This is a genomic window from Halorhabdus rudnickae, assembly GCF_900880625.1.
GTDB lineage: Archaea > Halobacteriota > Halobacteria > Halobacteriales > Haloarculaceae > Halorhabdus > Halorhabdus rudnickae.
Window position 1 is genome coordinate 63,214 of sequence record NZ_CAAHFB010000006.1, and the last position, 16,128, is coordinate 79,341.

Genomic DNA, 16,128 nt, shown 5'->3' on the forward strand with positions numbered 1-16,128 from the left:
TCGACTTGCTTTTTTCGTGTCGATCAGTAGACGACGCGCTGGATGAGCCGTCCGATCAGTCCGGGCTGTCCGTCGCTTCCCGGGTGTAACACGAGGGCGTTGCCACGTTTCGCGATGTCGACGCCGGGACCATCACGAAGGACCGCACTCCCGGTGTCCGCAACGACCACAACATCGGCATCCTCGGTCGCACGGACGAGTGCGGCCGCGTCGTCGTCGCTCTCGACGATCGCCGATTCGGTCGGGACCGAACAGAGATCGGCCATCTCGGCGTGGTATTCGTCGACTGAATCACGCCGCTCCTGCGTCGCATCCGGTGTGACCCCATGGACGAGTTCGATCGTCGCGTCACGGGCTGTCGCGAGCAGGTTCGCGATTCGTACCTTCTCGGGATCGAACGGCCCGCCATCGTCGACCAGGGCGATGCGATCGATCCCGTCCAGACTCTCGGCATCGACGCCCAGCACGTCGAACGAGCGACTCGGGCCCATGATCACGTCCGAAAGTTTCTCGGTGAAGGTTGGGCCGGTTTCGTCGACGACGACCAGATCGTAACCGTGGAGGTCGGCGACGTTCGCCACCGTCCGATCGACATCGTGACTGACGATCTCCCCGTACTCGACGGGGACACCTGCGTTCTCTGCGAGCGCAGCCGTCCGTTCCTCGAACACCTGATCAGCCTCCGAGAGCGTCGACTCGGCGTACGACAGCGGCGTCTGGTCGGGCACCTGATCGAACTGGACGACGGTAACACTCCCGTTCCGGGCGCGAGCGACCGGGATCGCCACGTCAAGTAGCCGTTCCTCGGCGGCCGCCGTGGTATCCTCGGTGAGGGCCACGAGGACATCCGACTCGTCGGCGTCGTGACAGACCGATCGGGTTTCCTCGACGGCCCGGCGGTCGATGCCACGCCGGATCGCGTCAGTGAGTGCGCCTTCGCGGGCGACGTTGCGATGGGCGTACGCGAAGTACCAGCCGACGCTGCCGACGATGATCGCGATCGCACCGACGAACGGGATCAGCCCCATCTGGGTGAGCAAGACGAGACCACCCAGGACGCCGAAGCCCTGCAGCCAGGGGTACAGCGGCGACTCGTAACTGGGGTCGTAAGCGATGTCGCTCTCCCGGAACGCGACCAGTGCCACGTTGATCAGGACGAACACGAGGATCTGGAACGCGCTCGCGAGTTTGGCGATGTCCATGATCGGGACGAACGCGATCAGCGCTAGCATGACTAGGCCGGTCAGCGTGATGGCCGTGATCGGCGTTCCAAACCGCTCGCTGACTTTGGCGAACGTCGGCGGCGCGAGGTCGTCTCGGCTCATCGCGAAGGGGTATCGCGAGGAGGAGAGTAATCCGGCGTTTGCTGTACTGATCAATGCGAAGATCGCGGCGAGGACCACCGCAATGACGCCGGGCGTGGACATGGTCGCTTCGGCCACGTCGGCCACGGGCGTGTTCGATCCGACGATCCCCGCCGGATCGACGCCGACGATCACCGCCACGACGAGCACGTACAGCAGCGTGGTGAAGCCAAGCGACCAGATCATCCCCCGAGGAATGATCCGATCAGGATCCTCGATCTCCTCAGCGACGCTCGCGATCTTCGTCACTCCCGCATAGGAGACGAAGACGAACCCGGTCGCCTCGAGAATACCGCCGGCTCCCGATCCCAGGAACCCCTCGAAGGAGGCGCCCTGGACCGATCCGAGGCTTCCACCGACGAACCAGGCCATCGCTGCGAGCATGATCCCGACGATGATGACCTGTAGGCGACCGGTTTGTTTGGCCCCGAGGAGGTTCACGAGGATGAGTACCGCCGCGAGGGCAAGTGCAACCGGCTTTATCGGCAACTCGAAGTATAACAGCAGGTACGGGACGCCACCAACGAGTGCCAAGGCACCCTTAAACGAGAGGGCGAACCAGGTTCCGATGCCCGCGATCGTTCCCAGTAGCGGCCCCATCCCGCGTTCGATGTAAAGGTACGTTCCGCCTGCCTCCGGCATCGCAGTCGCCATCTCGGCCTTGCTGAGAGCGGCCGGAAGAACAACCAGCGCGGCCAGAATGTACGCCAGCACCACCGCCGGGCCGGCCATTTTCAGTGCGAGCGCCGGCAGGATAAAGATGCCACTGCCGACCATCGCGCCGATACTTATCGCCAGTACGGAGAGTAATCCGAGATCCCGTTCGAGTTCTTTCGGCATCGTGAATTAGCGGATCTCCAGCGTCTCCTGTACGGTCCGGTCGTACAGATCGACTGGAGTGATTGTTTCCGTCGCAATTCCCTCAAAGGCACCTTCTCTGGCCGCGTCGTTGACGCGAACGATGACGGTATCGACGTCGTGGCCGACGCGGAAGTGCTGAGCGATGAGCAGGTTCGTCGAATCCCGATCGGTCGCGACGATCGCAACGTCACCCGACAGTTTCTCGTCGCCAAGACCGGCATCGAGCGACGTTACGTGCGTCGAAAGTCCGGCCCGGTCGGCCAGTCGGTGTTGCTTCCGACGATCCGTGACGAAGGCGACGGGTCGTGACTCGGCGAGTTCTTCGGCCAGCACTCTGACATCGCTCGTCGTGCCGACGACGATGACCTCACTCGGTTCCGCTGCTGTTTCGGTCATCCTGGCGAGCACGCTCCTGGCAGGCCCGACGGTTCGATAAGCGATACAGTTCCGCGATTGGACGCGACAGCCGAATCGTAGTGTTCCATACATCCGACTATAATTCACGGAGCGTCATAAACTAGTCGTCTATATTGACGCACCGTCAAAATATACTGGCAAATGTATCCGTTTCACTCCCAATATCTGTTTGGAGAGGACAATATACAGCTAGCTCCGGAATCGACTTCCGGGCAGTTCCGGAGACCCCGCTCGCACCGATCGCCCGATGTCCGTGGTCACGACACTGTGACGAGAACAGTCAGCAGAGAGCGATCGACCGGCTAGTCTTCGACGGCGAACCCTTTGAACGGCGTCTCGTATTCGTTACGGATGATGTCCTCGTCCTCGATAGTGAGACCGATCTCATCGAGTTCGCGGCCGATCCGGCTCAGGTCGTCACCGTCCAGGCCAACAGCCTCGATGTGGATGTTTCCGACGCCGGTCATCACCTCGCGAACGGCGACGACACCGTCGACCTCCTGGGCCTCTTCAGCGAGTTCCTCACGGTCGGGGACGGGTGCGGTACAGATGATCAGCGTGTGTAACTGCAATCCCGTGCTCTCGTAATCGACCTCGGCGTGATAGCCCGCGATGACGCCGTCTTCCTCGAGACAGCTGATCCGGGTCCGGACGGTACTTGGCGCGACATCCATGCGCTTGGCGATCGTGCTCGTCGAAATCTTGCGCGCGTCGTCCTGGAGCGCATAGAGGATCGCCCTGTCGAGGTCGTCGAGTTCGTGAGCGGCCATTGGGGACCGTTTCGGGACCCGGAACAGAAACGTTGTGGTCATCGGAAGCGAATGGAACCCCCTGATCGAATGGCGACCGACCGGGAGCGAGAATACGTGGAGTTTAATCCCCGGCCCGAAAATGCTCTGGCACATGCACGATCGAACGTACGCTGCTGACGCCGAGCCGGGTGACACTGCAACCGTCGCGGGCTGGGTCCACGAGATCCGGGACCTCGGCGGGATCGCCTTCCTGATTCTCCGGGACACGACCGGGAAAATCCAGGTCAAAATCGAGAAGGACAACCTCGCAGAGGACCTCGTCGAGACGGCCTTGGACGTCCACCGCGAGAGTGTCCTCCGGGTCGAGGGTGACGTCGAAGAAGAGGAACGCGCGCCAACGGGCGTCGAGATCTCGCCCGACGACATCGAGGTGATCGCCCCTGCAGATCCCGAACTGCCACTCGACCCCTCCGGGAAGGTCGACGCCGAACTCCCGACGCGGCTGGACAACCGAACGTTGGACCTGCGCAAGCCCGAGATAAAGGCAATCTTCGAGATCCGCGCGGAAGTCCTGCGCTCGGTGCGGGAGGCCTTCCGCAGCCTGGATGCCACGGAGATCAACACGCCCAAGATCGTCGCGACCGGGACCGAAGGCGGGACAGAGCTGTTCCCGATCACGTACTTCGGTCAGGAGGCGTTCATGAACCAGAGCCCCCAGCTGTTCAAGCAGCTGATGGTCGGTTCCGGCCTGGAACGGGTCTTCGAGATCGGCCCGATCTTCCGCGCCGAGGAGCACAACACGCCCCGGCACCTCAACGAGGCCACCTCGATCGACTTCGAGTCCGCGTTCTACGACCACACCGAGGCGATGGACGCCTGCGAGACGGTCGTGAAAGCCGCCTACGAGGGCGTCGCACAGAACTGTGCAGAAGAACTCGAGCTCCTCGGCCTCGACGAGGAGTTCACGGTCCCCGAGGGCGACTTCCCGCGACTCACTTACGAGGAGGCCATCGAGCGGGTCAACGCGACAGGCGAACTCGACGACGTACTCGTCTGGGGCGACGATCTCTCGACGGAGGCCGAACACGCCCTCGGCCAGGACGTCGGCGAGCACTACTTCATCACCGACTGGCCCAGCGAGATCAAGCCCTTCTACATCAAAGACCACGACGACGACCCCGAACTCTCGACGGGTTTCGACATGATGCACCCCTCGATGGAACTCGTCTCCGGCGGCCAGCGTGAACACCGCCACGACCACCTCGTCGAGGGCTTCGAACAGCAGGGCCTGGACCCGTCGGCCTTCGAATACTACACCAAGATGTTCAAGTACGGCATGCCGCCCCACGCCGGCTGGGGGCTTGGCGGCGAGCGCCTCGTCATGACGATGCTCGGCCTGGAAAACATCCGCGAAGCAGTGCTGTTCCCGCGAGACAGGCAACGGCTGAGCCCGTAGGGCGAAGCCGTCCCTGACGAGCGGGAGCTCAGAAGTCACAGCCCGCGTGGCCGGCTGCGCCGGCCACGTTCCTAGAGGTCGGCAAAGCCGACCTCTCGCACAGCCGAGCGGAGCGAGGCGAGCAGGGACGTCTTCCGGCGTCGTCGGCGCTCCGCGCCGACTGCAACCAATGCCTGGCATCGCCCTGTTCCCGCGGGATCGCCAACGTCTGAGTCCTTGACGAAGACGTTGGGAGCCAGCGAGACGTTTCCGTCTCGCAGGATCACCAGCGGTTGAGTCCCTGACGAAGACGTTTTGTCTGTGTGCCTTCCGTCACAGATCGCCGATCGCCTGCGCGCGGAGTTCGCCCGTCAGGTGCAGGCCATGACTGTCGATCCGGCGGACGATCCGTTTGGCCTGGGTCATCTTGAGATATTTGTCCTCGCTGGCGGCCCGGATCACTGTCCCGAACGTCTCGGTCACCGTCGCGCCCAGTCCATCAGCGATCGTCCGCAAGTGACGATCGTCTATCACGAGTCCGATCGTCGGATCGGCGTCCAGCGACTCGTCTGCTCGGTCGTCGACTATCGCGTCCAAAAGCGTCTCCAACAGACGGCTTTCGACCACTGCCTGCTCGACGCCGACGCGGATCCGCAGGTCCGAGAGGCCGTTTCGGATGGTCGTACTGCGATCCTCCGCCAACAGGTCCGCGACGGATTCAAGCTCTGCCCTTTGCTCGTCGGGCAACCAAACACTGACTGACGGCATTGTATCCGAACGACAACAACGTAAACACACAATCTGGCGACGACCCGGACGCATCCCGAAGGATTCTACCGGGTGGGCCCGCAAGTCAGCGCGATGACTGGCGAGGCGACGGCGTTCGTCCCGGGCCACGTCACGGGCTTTTTCACCGTCGAACGGACCGACGACCCGACGACGACGGGGTCCCGTGGCGGCGGTCTGACGCTCACTGACGGCGTTCGGGTGACGGTCCGGCCGGCCGAGGAGACGACGGTCGTCTTAGAAGACATCGGCGTCGAGATCGAGGCCGTCGATCGGGTACTCGAGGCGCTCGGCGTCGAGGCGACGGTGATCGGCGAGACCGACCTGCCGCTCGGGTCCGGCTTCGGCGTCTCGGGTGCGATGGCACTGGGAACGGCGCTCGGGGCGAACGCTGTCTTCGAGAGCGAACTCTCGACGAGCGAACTCGTCACGATTGCCCACGGCGCGGAGGTTCAAGCCGGGACCGGACTGGGAGACGTCGTCGCACAGGCCCGCGGGGGAATGGTGCTTCGACTGGAAGCCGGCGGGCCACAGACGAACGAGCTAGACGGGATCCCGGCTCGGCCGCCGGTCGAGTATCTCACGCTCGACGAGCTGGATACGGCGGACGTGATCGGTGGCGACACCGACCGGCTCTCGGCGGCGGGTGGCGATGCACTCTCCCGGGTGGTGAGCGAACCGACAGTCGAGCAGTTCATGTACGCTTCACGGCGGTTCGCCCGCGAGGCTGACCTGCTGACCGCCGAGGTCCGGAACGTGATCGAAGACGTGACCGCAGCCAACGGCGAGGCCTCGATGGCGATGCTCGGCGAGACCGTGTTCGCGCTGGACACCGGCCTCTCCGAGGCCGGATACGATCCCAACGTCTGTCGGGTCGATCCGACCGGTGCGACACTGGAGGTCGAGGCCGGCGAAGGCCAGGGCAAACAGCTTGACGGTCCGGACGGGGGCGAGCAGTAGCGACGTTTTTTAGCGGCGAACCCCGAGCGGGACCCATGAGTGACGTGGACGTTCCGGAGAGTCACCCACGCTACGAGTCGCTGTTGACTCGCCACCGCATCGAAGAAGGCGTCGAGAAGGGCATTACCAGTCAGCAGGGTCTGATCGCCCAGGGTCGCGGCGAAGCCTTCGATTACTTACTTGGCGAGCAAACGACCGAGAGCGCTGAGAGGGCCGAACAGGCCGCGGCCGCCCACCTCCTGCTGGCCGATCATCCCGTCCTCTCGGTGAACGGTAACGTCGCGGCACTGGTCCCCGAGGAAATCGTCGAACTCGCCGAGGTGACGGGCGCAGACCTGGAGGTGAACCTGTTCAACCGGACCGAAGAGCGGATCGAAGCGATCGCCGAGCACCTCCACGAGCATGGCGCCAGTGAAGTGAAGGGACTGACTGCCGACGGACGAATCCCGGGGATCGACCACGAGCGTGCGAAAGTGGACGCCGACGGGATCGGCGACGCCGACGTAGTCGTGGTCCCGCTGGAGGACGGCGATCGCGCCGAGGCGCTGGGCGAGATAGGCAAGACCGAGATCGTCGTCGATCTGAACCCGCTCTCGCGGTCGGCACAGGTGGCTGCCGTTCCGATCGTCGACAACGTGATTCGGGCGGTCCCGAACGTCACAGCCTACGCCCGCGAATTACAGGGACACTCGGAGACCGAACTCCGAGCGATCGTCGACGAGTTCGACCCGAACGAAACACTCGCGGCCGCCGAGCGAGCGATCAGGGGCGGCGACGTCAATATCGGTGGGCAATAGCGTCCGACCTGCCAGTCACCGGTATCGACGCGAGAGCCGGTGTGTTTAGGTAGACGCGTCCGGAATGGGGCGTATGAGTCTCGAAGTCGACGTGCGGAAACTGGACCTTTTCAACAAGATAGCCAGAGAGGGTTCCGAGACGGTCTCGGACCACCTCGATCAGATGGCCGGCGTCGAGACCGAGATCGCCGTCTCGAAGATCAACTTTCTCGACATCGAGGACGTCCGGACACACATGGGTGACGGAAAGCGGGTGGGCATCTACGTCGAACTCACCGAACCGCCCCACGGGTACGTCCTGTTCATGCTCGGCCCGGAGGAAGCCAAACAACTGGCAGGGCTACTCGTCGGCGATGCAGGCGACGACGAGAGCGAGGGGTTCAATGACATGGAGCGCTCGGCGATCCAAGAGGTCGGCAACATCATGACCAGCGGATACATCGACGGCTGGGCGAACGTCTTGGACACGACGGTCGGCATGTCCACGCCCTCGTTCGCCTACGGACCGGCGGACGGGATCGTCGACAAGATGGGCGGGTGGCCCGACGAGGACATCGCGTTCGTGATCGACTCACAACTCACTGCGAGCGAGGGCGACATCGCGCTGACAATTTACACCTTCCCGCGGCTGGTCGAACTCGTCGATCTCATCCAGAACATCGACATCTCGACGGTCGTCGGCGAGGACACGGCCCCCTCCTCTGACATCGCTGACAACGCATGACGTACATGTAGCGCAAGTAAAACGATTCGAAACCGACAATCGGGTCCGGTACGTAACATAGCCGGTCCCGAATGCCCTCCGCTCGAAGCGGTTCGGAAACCTGTCCCATCTGTGGCGAGCCATACGATCGGCGGATTGTCGTCGCCCGCGGCGACCAGTGGAGTGACCTTTACCCGGGGACGCCACTCTCGTTCTTCCGGAAGTACCGCCGACGGTGTACCGCCGGCGAAGACGTCGAAACAGGCGAGACACTCGGCGAAGACCAGCAGGCGATCTACTTCCACGGTAAACGCCACAGCTACTGACGAGTGCGACCGTCAGCGTCCGAAACGGAGCCTTCAATGGGGCCGCCTCCCTGGGCGTAGTCAGTGCTCGGCGAACTCCTCGATGCCACGCTGCTTGACCCCTTCGCAGTGATGAACACCGTCGGCCTCGTCGCGTTCGCCCTGGTCGGCGCGGCCAAAGGTATTCGCGAAGAGTTCGACGTCTTCGGCATCGGCGTGGTCGGGTTGGTGACGGCCTTCGGCGGCGGTACAACGCGGGACGTCCTCGTCGGGCGGACGCCCCTGGCTCTCCAGAACCTCGGCGAGATGGGACTGGGCGTCCTTGGAGTCACGTTGGCTCTGGGACTGAGCGTCCTACTCGAATCGCCGGACGAACATCCGATCACGCTCGTCGCCGACGCCGTGGGCCTGGCAGCGTTCGCCACCGCGGGAGCGATCGTCGCGACCGAGGCGGGTGTCAACGCATTCGGCATCGTCACGGTTGCGACCATCAACGCCGCCGGCGGCGGAGCCTACGCCGACGTGTTGCTGGATCGGTCGCCGTTCATCCTCTTCGATGACTTCTACGCGAGCTGTGCGGTGCTGGGCGGGACTACCTACTGGCTGCTGACGGTACTGGACACGTCGGCCAGTCTCACCGCCGCCGGCTGTGCCGCGATGGTCGTCGGGACGCGCCTGCTCGCGGTCAACTACGGCTGGGAACTTCCGACGGCGCAAATGCTCGGCCTCGCACAGAAGCGAGTCGGCGAGTAGACGAGTTCTCTGCCGTCGCTGGTACCGGTTCGAAAAGAGTATTCAGAGACGTTTCCGTCATCGAAACCTACTTTATTCATCCAGTGGTACCACCTAGTGATATGAGCGGCTCAGAGTTCAGTCAGTTCAGTGACGTCGGCGAGGCAGAGGTAACACGTGCGATCGGCCAAGAATGGACCGAGGAGTTCATGAACTTCTCCGACAGCGACGTGATCATCGTCGGTGGCGGCCCATCAGGGCTGATGGCGAGCAAGGAACTCGCCGAGCGGGGCATCCAGACGATGGTCGTCGAGAAGAACAACTACCTCGGTGGCGGGTTCTGGCTCGGCGGGTTCCTCATGAACAAGGTCACCGTCCGGGATCCAGCACAGCAGGTGCTCGAAGATCTGAACGTCGACTTCAAACAGTCACAAGACAGTGAGGGACTGTACGTGGCCAACGGCCCCGAGGCCTGTTCAGGACTGATCAAGGCCGCCTGTGACGCCGGCGCGAAGATGCAGAACATGACGGAGTTCACCGACATCGTGATCCGCGAGGATCATCGCGTCGGCGGCATCGTCATGAACTGGACGCCAGTCCACGCCCTGCCCCGGGAGATCACCTGCGTCGACCCGATCGCCGTCGAGGCAGACCTCGTGATCGACGCGACCGGCCACGACGCGATGGCTGTCAAGAAACTCGACGAGCGGGGCGTCCTGAACGCGCCCGGCATCGAGGATTCGAAGACCAACGCCGGCATGGACAACACAGGCGACGACTCCTATGGCGCGCCCGGTCACGACTCGCCAGGCCACGACTCGATGTGGGTCGGCGAGAGCGAGGACGCCGTCGTCGAGCACACGGGCCTCGTCCACGACGGCCTCATCGCGACTGGCATGGCGACGGCGACGACCTATGGCCTCCCGCGGATGGGACCGACCTTCGGTGCCATGCTCCTGTCGGGCAAACGCGGCGCACAGATCGCACTCGACGAACTCGGCGTGGATGCCGAACCCGTCGACATGACGACGCGGGTACCCGCTGACGACTGACCACCGTTCCATCGTCGGGTCGCATGCCGCAGACTGTGACTGATCGGGGTCGAACTTCGTGCCAGCAGGACGTGACCGAACACGGTACCACAAGGCGCTTTACCCGGTGGTACCATATTCTAATCATGGTCGAGCGGATCACGCTCTATCGCGCGCCGACGACGCCGGCGGACGCCGACGTGATCGCCGAGTGGCTGGACAGACGCGTCGACGCGACCGTCGCCGTCCGGGATCGGTTCCTCTCGCAATTCGGCGACGAGGCCCTTCCCGAGGACTTCGCCGAGGCGCGGGTACTCGATCCCGACGCTCCCGAGACCGGCAACACGATGCTCGGGATCGTTCGCTACGAGGAGCGAGCGCTCGAACGTCCCGAGCGGGCGGGCGGCGTCATCTACGACGGGCTGGCCGTCCAGCGTGCCCTCCACGATCGAGTGCCCACCGAGGAGTGCGGTCTCGATCACCTGCACGTCCCCTTGCTCGACCGCGTCGTGGGTACCTGGGGCGACCACGACGGGCGCTGGCACAAGCGCGTGAACGTCCTCGGACAGCCCGCCCTCGTGTCCGTTCCCGGCGTCTACGAAGCCCCAGCCAAACCCGAGCAGTACTACAAACAACAGCAGAAACACGCCATGCTCTCAGGGGATGCGCCCCCGCGTGAGGTTCTCGAAAACGAAGTCGACGGCGAGTTCCTGGTCGCGGACGACCCCCGAACGACCGAGGCGCTGTGCGGGTACGCCCTCCAGGCCTACCACTACCTCAAGACCGGCGAGGAGTTCTGTGACGAGCCTGACTGTCGGCTCTCGAATCCACACCGCCAGCCGGGCGTCATCGAGGCACAGCTCCGCGATCCACCCTTCTGTGACCGACACGCGGAACTGTATCGCCAGGAGTGATCGGACGACACACGCCCAACAATACTGCCAGGTACGATCACGGCTGCCAGGCACGATCACGAGCACGTGCCGGCCACGAGTCGCAGGTATCCCAGTCCAAAGGTTTCCCGTCGGTTCTCGGACGTTAGCGTGGCGACCCGGCTGTGGGCAGTCTTGACGCGTTCGCCCAGACGGACGGCGGGCGACGCGGCTGCCGTCCGACTCGACGGTGCGGACCAGCGAGTGAAGCCTCGAAAGAGTACGTTCGAGGGACGGGCGATCCGGCGATCAGAGGGTGCGGCGTCCAGCAATGCGATCCGGCCGTCCGACGACAGAAGCTCCGTCCACGTTTCGATCACCCCCGCAGGGTCGGCGAACATCCCCACGACGAACGACGCGAAGACGGCGTCAACATCGGCATCGATCGGCGACTCCACGGCGTCGCCACGAACCAGAGAGACATTCTTCCAACCGCAACGTTCGATCCGGTCGCGGGCGCGATCGAGCATCCCCGGCGCCAGGTCGAGTCCGATCACCTGTCCCGAAGCTCCGACGCGTTCACGGAGCAACGGCAGGTTCACACCCGTCCCACACCCCATCTCGACGACCGTCTCGCCGGCCGCGAGATCGAGGGCAGCAATACCGCGGCGGCGCCACTCGTGGACAGGCGGCGCACTCGCCAGTAGATCGTATGGGCCCGCCCAGCGATCGTAGAACCGCTGGACCGGACCGGTATCAGTCATTTCAGACGAGGTCTCGGGCGAGGGAGGCGACAGCCGGTGCATCGGTTCCCAGCAGGTAGACGATCGGTTCGACGCCGAACCCGCCGGCCTGATAGAGGACATCCGCTTGAGCGACGTCGTCACCGGCATCCGCGAACGCGGCCACGAGATCGGCGTCCGCATCGAACTCGACGGTGGTGTATCCCTCCGCCTCCAGCGCCTCGATGAGTGTCGGTTCGTAGCCGACGTTTAGCATCGCCCGGGCGTCGTTGCCCCGCTCGCGGGCGGCCAGCAACACGCTTGCGACGTGTTCGCTGACGCCGAACTCCGGGTCGCCGGGGACTGATGCCCGCCCCTTCACGTCGAGGACGCGCCCCGGGACGGCCGCCACGTCGTCGATCCCCGTCGCCTCGGGCAAACACTCCACGAGGTTCGAGCCGACTGCCGGAATCAGGCCGGCGAACCCGCTGGTGTTCTCTAAGATGCCGAGCCCTCGACGGACCGACGAGCGAACCCGCTCGGACTGACGGACCCGGCTCTCGGGATCGTGGATCGCGATCGGCCCGCCGTGTTCCGCAAGTGGGGGGAACGCTTCCTCGTGGAGTTGGGATAGCAGGTCCCCCTCCTCCAGTCGACGGACGAACACCTCTGTCTCCGCCAGTGCCTGGACCCGGCTCATCTCGCCGTCGGCCAGTCCGTCGGCCAGCCGGTCGACTAGCTCAGCGAGGCGCTGATCGGCCAGCAGCGTCTCGTTGCGCTCGACCTCGCCGTGGGCGTACTTCGAGACGGCACTCTGGCTGATCCCGAGCAGATCTGCGACCTCCCGCTGGGTCAGATCACGATCCCTGAGGCGCTCGGCGAGCATCGACCGGAAAGTCGGTAGGAACTCCTCGACGACGATCTCCTCGACGAACTTCATTGGTCGCCCCCAAATTCTCGGTCTCCCTGAATGCGGGACGCCTGTGGGCCCTCCTGACCCTGATACTTCGAGCCGCGTTCCTCGCCGTACGGCCGGTCGGCCGGACTGGTCAGTTCGGTGAAAGTCAACTGCGAGATGCGCATGTCCGGGCTGAGTGCCACTGGGGCAGTGCCGAGGTTCGACAGTTCGAGGGTGATGCGTCCCTCGAACCCGGGATCGCACAGTCCTGCGGTGGCGTGGACCACGATCGCGAGACGCCCCAGAGAGGACCGACCCTCGACGTGGGCGATGAGATCGTCGGGGATGGCCACGCGCTCTTTCGTCGTTCCCAGCACGAAATCGCCGGGATGGAGAATGAACTCACTGTCCTCGTCGACAACGGTCTCCTCGACGTATTCGTCGACCTCCTGCTCACTGTTGGGATGGATACAGGGGATGTTGGCGTGTTGAAATTCCAGGAACTCCCGGCCGAGTCGGAGGTCGACGCTCGCGGGCTGGACCTGTAACTCCGGATCGTCCAGCGGTTCGATCCGGAGGTCGCCCGCTTCCAGTCGTCGCAGAATGTCCGCATCGGAGAGGATCATGTACCGATCCTGCAGTGGCGAAAGGGTAAAGTTCCCGATCCGGACGCCGGGTCCTCGGACGGGACCAACGCCCGTAGATCAGGTGAGAGCCGTGAGCAGGAGGACGATCGCAAAGAGGGCAGACACCGACGCCGCGTGGATGCGACTGGCCTCGTGAACGGCGGTGAGGCCGCCGAAAAGCACGTACGACTGCCAGAGTGTGCCAGCGACGCTGACCGCCGTCGTCAGTATGCCGATCGGTCCGACCCCGAGCGCCCGTACCGCCGACAGCACCGCCTCCGGATCGGACGCCGAGAGCGCTCCGTCCGGCAACGAGAGCACCAACAGCGGGACCACGATCGCGATGGTCACCACCTGGACGACGCCACACCAGGCGAGGACTTCGAGCGTCTGGCCGACGGTCCCCTCGGTTCCGATCCCGCCGATCAGCAGGTGTATCGCCACGCCGCCGATCAGCCAGAGCAACAGCATGCCGACGAACAGCGTGGGCAATACCCCGGTCGCTTCCTGCCAGACCACGGTCCCGATCTCGACTGTCTCCTGTTTCGGTTCGGTACACCCTGCCGGCGTGCCATCCGTCTCCCCGATGTCGGTCCCGGAGAACGGGCTGTCCCCTCCGTCGTCACACATCCACTCCGGCGGTCGGTCCGGGTTGTCCCGAGTGATCGTGCCGGTCATCCGCTCGGAGACCAGCCACAGGAACCCACCGGCCTGGAGCGTGACGATCATAGCGACGAGGAAGGCGATGACGAGCGCGCGAGCGCCGTGGAGGTCGCTCGTGCGGCGTCGGAACCACGACTCCGGGCGGAGGACGAACGCTTTCAGTTGCGGGAACACAGCCCCCGCGTTTGTCGGTGGAGACAAAATTACTTTTGATTGACGACCGGACAGCCGACGCCGTTCGAAGTGAGTAGCGATAAGAGAGTCCGCTTCGACAGTGGAGACATGAAACAGGCAATCGTCGCCCGAGCCGACCTGAACATGGGCGAGGGTAAACTCGCCGCCCAGGTCGCCCACGCCTCGCTTTCGGCCTACGAGGACGCCGACCGACGGGACCGAAGCGAGTGGAAAAGCGAGGGTCAAAAGAAGGTCGTCCTCCAGGCCGACGGCGAGTCCCAACTGTTCGAACTCGCCGACGTCGCCGAACGCGAGGGACTCGCCCACGCGATCGTCCGGGACGCCGGCCACACCCAACTCGAACCGGGCACCGTCTCGGCGCTGGCGGTCGGGCCTGGCCGCGACGAGCTGATCGACCGTGTGACCGGCGACCTCTCGCTGTACTGACCACGATCGCTCGACCGCTTTCAATCCCCCTATTTATCTCTTACTGAAGCCTTTATGTATCACGTGCCCTAACTCGCAGTGAACGCACGAGACTATGCAAGGAAACCAGCAACAACAGGCCTACGATCGCGGGATCACGATCTTCTCGCCGGACGGCCGACTGTACCAGGTAGAGTACGCACGTGAAGCCGTAAAGCGCGGCAGCGCGAGCGTCGGCGTTCGGACCGAAGAGGGCGTCGTCCTGGCGGCCGACCGGCAGGCTCGATCGCCGCTGATCGAACGTGACAGCATCGAGAAGACCCACAAGATCGACGACCACATCGCCATCGCGTCGGCCGGCCATGTGGCCGACGCACGCAAACTCATCGACTTCGCCCGCCGGCGCTCGCAGGTCAATCGCCTGCGCTATGACGAGCCGATGGGCGTCGAGTCACTGACGAAAGCAATCACAGACACGATCCAAGAGTTCACCCAGACCGGTGGCGCGCGGCCCTTTGGCGTCGCGCTGATCGTCGGCGGGATGGAAGACGGCGAGCCGCGACTCTTCGAGACCGACCCCTCGGGTACCCCCTACGAGTGGTCGGCACTTGCAGTCGGCGGCGGCCGCGAAGAGATTCAGGAATATTTCGAAGACAACTACGAGGACGGTATGACGCTCGAACAGGGCGTCGGCCTCGCCCTGGAGGGACTTGCCGAGCCCAACGACGACGGGCTCGATCCCGACGGCGTCGACCTCCAGACGGTCGACGAGGAGGGTGTCCTCGGCGTGAGCCAGGACGTGATCGAGGAGCACCTCGAAGAGCGCGACCTGCTCGGAGGTGACGACGAATGAACCCCAATCTGAACTTGAGCCCCCACGACAGCGGACGACCCGATCCCTACGCGCCCGAACTCGGCTCGATCGCGACCGACGAAGGCGACGCGGAGAACGTGACCAAGACCGGCACGACGACCGTGGGCCTCGCAACCGAGGACGGTGTCGTGATCGCGACCGACCGTCGGGCGAGTCTCGGCGGCCGGTTCGTCTCGAACAAGAACGTCGTCAAGGTCGAGCAGATCCACCCGACGGCAGCCATGACGCTGGTCGGCAGCGTCGGCGGCGCCCAGTCGTTCATCCGGACGCTGCGTTCGGAGGCCAGCCTCTATGAGACGCGTCACGGCGATCCGATGAGCATCGACGCGCTGGCGACGCTGGCGGGTAACTTCGCCCGCGGTGGGCCGTTCTTTGCGATCCACCCGATTCTGGGTGGCGTCGACGACGAGGGCAGTCAGGTCTACACGATCGACCCAGCCGGCGGCGTCATGGCGGACGATTACGCCGTCACCGGCAGCGGGATGCAACTCGCCTACGGGACCCTCGAGGGCGAGTACGATACCGAGATGTCGATCGCGGACGCACGCGATCTCGCGGCGAAAGCGGTCCAGGCCGCAAGCGAGCGCGACACTGGCTCCGGCAACGGGCTCGTGATCGCCGAGATCACCGACGAGGGCGTCGAGATCGAGGAGTTCGACGACCTCGACGACGCGATCTAAGCGGATCGAGCCGCCGTTAGATCCCCTTATCAGACCGCTGGCGGGAGACC

The 16,128-nt window shown here is 64.2% G+C and carries 20 protein-coding genes; 11 read left to right on the forward strand and 9 right to left on the reverse strand.

Annotated elements, in window-relative coordinates; all coding sequences use genetic code 11:
* Nucleotides 1-23: 23 nt before the first annotated feature.
* The 3 genes from BN2694_RS15180 to BN2694_RS15190 form a co-directional block, all read right to left on the reverse strand.
* Nucleotides 24-2,204, reverse strand: coding sequence for an amino acid permease (locus BN2694_RS15180; RefSeq protein ID WP_135667112.1), 2,181 nt, complete (start codon nt 2,202-2,204; stop codon nt 24-26).
* Between the two features lie 6 nt (nt 2,205-2,210).
* Nucleotides 2,211-2,621, reverse strand: a complete 411-nt coding sequence (locus BN2694_RS15185; protein WP_135667114.1) for an NAD-binding protein — start codon at nt 2,619-2,621, stop codon at nt 2,211-2,213.
* Nucleotides 2,622-2,944: 323 nt separating this feature from the next.
* Nucleotides 2,945-3,412, reverse strand: a complete 468-nt coding sequence (locus BN2694_RS15190; protein WP_135667116.1) for an Lrp/AsnC family transcriptional regulator — start codon at nt 3,410-3,412, stop codon at nt 2,945-2,947.
* A gap of 133 nt (nt 3,413-3,545) precedes the next feature.
* Between BN2694_RS15190 and aspS the strand changes: the two genes are divergently transcribed.
* Nucleotides 3,546-4,850, forward strand: a complete 1,305-nt coding sequence (gene aspS / locus BN2694_RS15195; protein ID WP_135667118.1) for an aspartate--tRNA(Asn) ligase — start codon at nt 3,546-3,548, stop codon at nt 4,848-4,850.
* A gap of 71 nt (nt 4,851-4,921) precedes the next feature.
* On the opposite strand, the gene BN2694_RS15200 is transcribed toward aspS, so the two are convergent.
* Both BN2694_RS15200 and BN2694_RS15205 read right to left on the reverse strand, forming a co-directional pair.
* A complete protein-coding gene (locus BN2694_RS15200; protein ID WP_135667120.1) occupies nt 4,922-5,116 on the reverse strand; it encodes a hypothetical protein in 195 nt (64 codons plus the stop codon).
* Between the two features lie 46 nt (nt 5,117-5,162).
* Complete coding sequence (locus BN2694_RS15205; protein WP_135667122.1) at nt 5,163-5,597, reverse strand: hypothetical protein; 435 nt, start codon at nt 5,595-5,597, stop codon at nt 5,163-5,165.
* Nucleotides 5,598-5,690: 93 nt separating this feature from the next.
* Here BN2694_RS15205 and BN2694_RS15210 point away from each other — a divergent pair, with 93 nt between their 5' ends.
* The 7 genes from BN2694_RS15210 to BN2694_RS15240 all read left to right on the forward strand — a co-directional run bounded on the left by BN2694_RS15210 (nt 5,691) and on the right by BN2694_RS15240 (nt 11,057).
* Nucleotides 5,691-6,575 carry a pantoate kinase gene (locus BN2694_RS15210; RefSeq protein WP_135667124.1) on the forward strand — a complete coding sequence of 295 codons (885 nt, stop codon included), beginning with the start codon at nt 5,691-5,693 and terminating at the stop codon, nt 6,573-6,575.
* 35 nt (nt 6,576-6,610) lie between these two features.
* The gene (locus BN2694_RS15215) at nt 6,611-7,372 is read left to right on the forward strand and encodes a 4-phosphopantoate--beta-alanine ligase (RefSeq protein WP_135667126.1); all 762 of its coding nucleotides are present in this window, start codon (nt 6,611-6,613) and stop codon (nt 7,370-7,372) included.
* Nucleotides 7,373-7,445: 73 nt separating this feature from the next.
* Nucleotides 7,446-8,096 (forward strand): chemotaxis protein CheC, encoded by a 651-nt coding sequence (locus tag BN2694_RS15220; protein WP_135667128.1) that lies wholly within the window; start codon nt 7,446-7,448, stop codon nt 8,094-8,096.
* A 71-nt stretch (nt 8,097-8,167) separates the two neighbouring features.
* The gene (locus BN2694_RS15225; protein WP_135667130.1) at nt 8,168-8,401 is read left to right on the forward strand and encodes a hypothetical protein; all 234 of its coding nucleotides are present in this window, start codon (nt 8,168-8,170) and stop codon (nt 8,399-8,401) included.
* A gap of 111 nt (nt 8,402-8,512) precedes the next feature.
* A complete protein-coding gene (locus BN2694_RS15230) occupies nt 8,513-9,133 on the forward strand; it encodes a trimeric intracellular cation channel family protein (protein ID WP_210409012.1) in 621 nt (206 codons plus the stop codon).
* Between the two features lie 101 nt (nt 9,134-9,234).
* Nucleotides 9,235-10,164, forward strand: coding sequence for a sulfide-dependent adenosine diphosphate thiazole synthase (locus BN2694_RS15235; RefSeq protein WP_135667134.1), 930 nt, complete (start codon nt 9,235-9,237; stop codon nt 10,162-10,164).
* Nucleotides 10,165-10,289: 125 nt separating this feature from the next.
* Nucleotides 10,290-11,057, forward strand: coding sequence for a DUF7001 family protein (locus tag BN2694_RS15240; protein ID WP_135667136.1), 768 nt, complete (start codon nt 10,290-10,292; stop codon nt 11,055-11,057).
* A gap of 56 nt (nt 11,058-11,113) precedes the next feature.
* Here the strand turns inward: BN2694_RS15240 and BN2694_RS15245 are convergent, their stop codons facing one another.
* The 4 genes from BN2694_RS15245 to BN2694_RS15260 all read right to left on the reverse strand — a co-directional run bounded on the left by BN2694_RS15245 (nt 11,114) and on the right by BN2694_RS15260 (nt 14,098).
* A complete protein-coding gene (locus BN2694_RS15245) occupies nt 11,114-11,779 on the reverse strand; it encodes a class I SAM-dependent methyltransferase (RefSeq protein ID WP_135667138.1) in 666 nt (221 codons plus the stop codon).
* A 1-nt stretch (nt 11,780) separates the two neighbouring features.
* Nucleotides 11,781-12,677, reverse strand: coding sequence for a thiamine-phosphate synthase family protein (locus BN2694_RS15250; protein ID WP_135667140.1), 897 nt, complete (start codon nt 12,675-12,677; stop codon nt 11,781-11,783).
* On the reverse strand, nt 12,674-13,261 hold the full coding sequence (gene dcd, locus BN2694_RS15255; protein ID WP_135667143.1) for a dCTP deaminase: 588 nt from the start codon (nt 13,259-13,261) through the stop codon (nt 12,674-12,676). The genes BN2694_RS15250 and dcd overlap by 4 nt, the downstream gene beginning before the upstream one ends.
* 78 nt (nt 13,262-13,339) lie before the next feature.
* Nucleotides 13,340-14,098, reverse strand: coding sequence for a Yip1 family protein (locus BN2694_RS15260; RefSeq protein ID WP_167880063.1), 759 nt, complete (start codon nt 14,096-14,098; stop codon nt 13,340-13,342).
* Between the two features lie 108 nt (nt 14,099-14,206).
* On the opposite strand from BN2694_RS15260, the gene pth2 reads away from it, so the two are divergent.
* From pth2 to psmB, 3 genes are all read left to right on the forward strand, one after another.
* Nucleotides 14,207-14,545 carry a peptidyl-tRNA hydrolase Pth2 gene (gene pth2 / locus BN2694_RS15265; RefSeq protein ID WP_135667147.1) on the forward strand — a complete coding sequence of 113 codons (339 nt, stop codon included), beginning with the start codon at nt 14,207-14,209 and terminating at the stop codon, nt 14,543-14,545.
* A gap of 94 nt (nt 14,546-14,639) precedes the next feature.
* Complete coding sequence (gene psmA, locus BN2694_RS15270; protein WP_135667149.1) at nt 14,640-15,377, forward strand: archaeal proteasome endopeptidase complex subunit alpha; 738 nt, start codon at nt 14,640-14,642, stop codon at nt 15,375-15,377.
* Nucleotides 15,374-16,078, forward strand: a complete 705-nt coding sequence (psmB, locus tag BN2694_RS15275) for an archaeal proteasome endopeptidase complex subunit beta (RefSeq protein ID WP_135667151.1) — start codon at nt 15,374-15,376, stop codon at nt 16,076-16,078. Before psmA ends, psmB begins: the two co-directional genes overlap by 4 nt.
* Nucleotides 16,079-16,128 lie beyond the last annotated feature (50 nt).

Coding starts and splice junctions, on each gene's coding strand:
- BN2694_RS15180 (WP_135667112.1), bottom strand. CDS start 2,204: ATGCCGAAAGAACTCGAACGGGATCTCGGATTACTCTCCGTACTGGCG.
- BN2694_RS15185 (WP_135667114.1), bottom strand. CDS start 2,621: ATGACCGAAACAGCAGCGGAACCGAGTGAGGTCATCGTCGTCGGCACG.
- BN2694_RS15190 (WP_135667116.1), bottom strand. CDS start 3,412: ATGGCCGCTCACGAACTCGACGACCTCGACAGGGCGATCCTCTATGCG.
- aspS (WP_135667118.1), top strand. CDS start 3,546: ATGCACGATCGAACGTACGCTGCTGACGCCGAGCCGGGTGACACTGCA.
- BN2694_RS15205 (WP_135667122.1), bottom strand. CDS start 5,597: ATGCCGTCAGTCAGTGTTTGGTTGCCCGACGAGCAAAGGGCAGAGCTT.
- BN2694_RS15210 (WP_135667124.1), top strand. CDS start 5,691: ATGACTGGCGAGGCGACGGCGTTCGTCCCGGGCCACGTCACGGGCTTT.
- BN2694_RS15215 (WP_135667126.1), top strand. CDS start 6,611: ATGAGTGACGTGGACGTTCCGGAGAGTCACCCACGCTACGAGTCGCTG.
- BN2694_RS15220 (WP_135667128.1), top strand. CDS start 7,446: ATGAGTCTCGAAGTCGACGTGCGGAAACTGGACCTTTTCAACAAGATA.
- BN2694_RS15225 (WP_135667130.1), top strand. CDS start 8,168: ATGCCCTCCGCTCGAAGCGGTTCGGAAACCTGTCCCATCTGTGGCGAG.
- BN2694_RS15230 (WP_210409012.1), top strand. CDS start 8,513: ATGAACACCGTCGGCCTCGTCGCGTTCGCCCTGGTCGGCGCGGCCAAA.
- BN2694_RS15235 (WP_135667134.1), top strand. CDS start 9,235: ATGAGCGGCTCAGAGTTCAGTCAGTTCAGTGACGTCGGCGAGGCAGAG.
- BN2694_RS15240 (WP_135667136.1), top strand. CDS start 10,290: ATGGTCGAGCGGATCACGCTCTATCGCGCGCCGACGACGCCGGCGGAC.
- BN2694_RS15245 (WP_135667138.1), bottom strand. CDS start 11,779: ATGACTGATACCGGTCCGGTCCAGCGGTTCTACGATCGCTGGGCGGGC.
- BN2694_RS15250 (WP_135667140.1), bottom strand. CDS start 12,677: ATGAAGTTCGTCGAGGAGATCGTCGTCGAGGAGTTCCTACCGACTTTC.
- dcd (WP_135667143.1), bottom strand. CDS start 13,261: ATGATCCTCTCCGATGCGGACATTCTGCGACGACTGGAAGCGGGCGAC.
- pth2 (WP_135667147.1), top strand. CDS start 14,207: ATGAAACAGGCAATCGTCGCCCGAGCCGACCTGAACATGGGCGAGGGT.
- psmA (WP_135667149.1), top strand. CDS start 14,640: ATGCAAGGAAACCAGCAACAACAGGCCTACGATCGCGGGATCACGATC.
- psmB (WP_135667151.1), top strand. CDS start 15,374: ATGAACCCCAATCTGAACTTGAGCCCCCACGACAGCGGACGACCCGAT.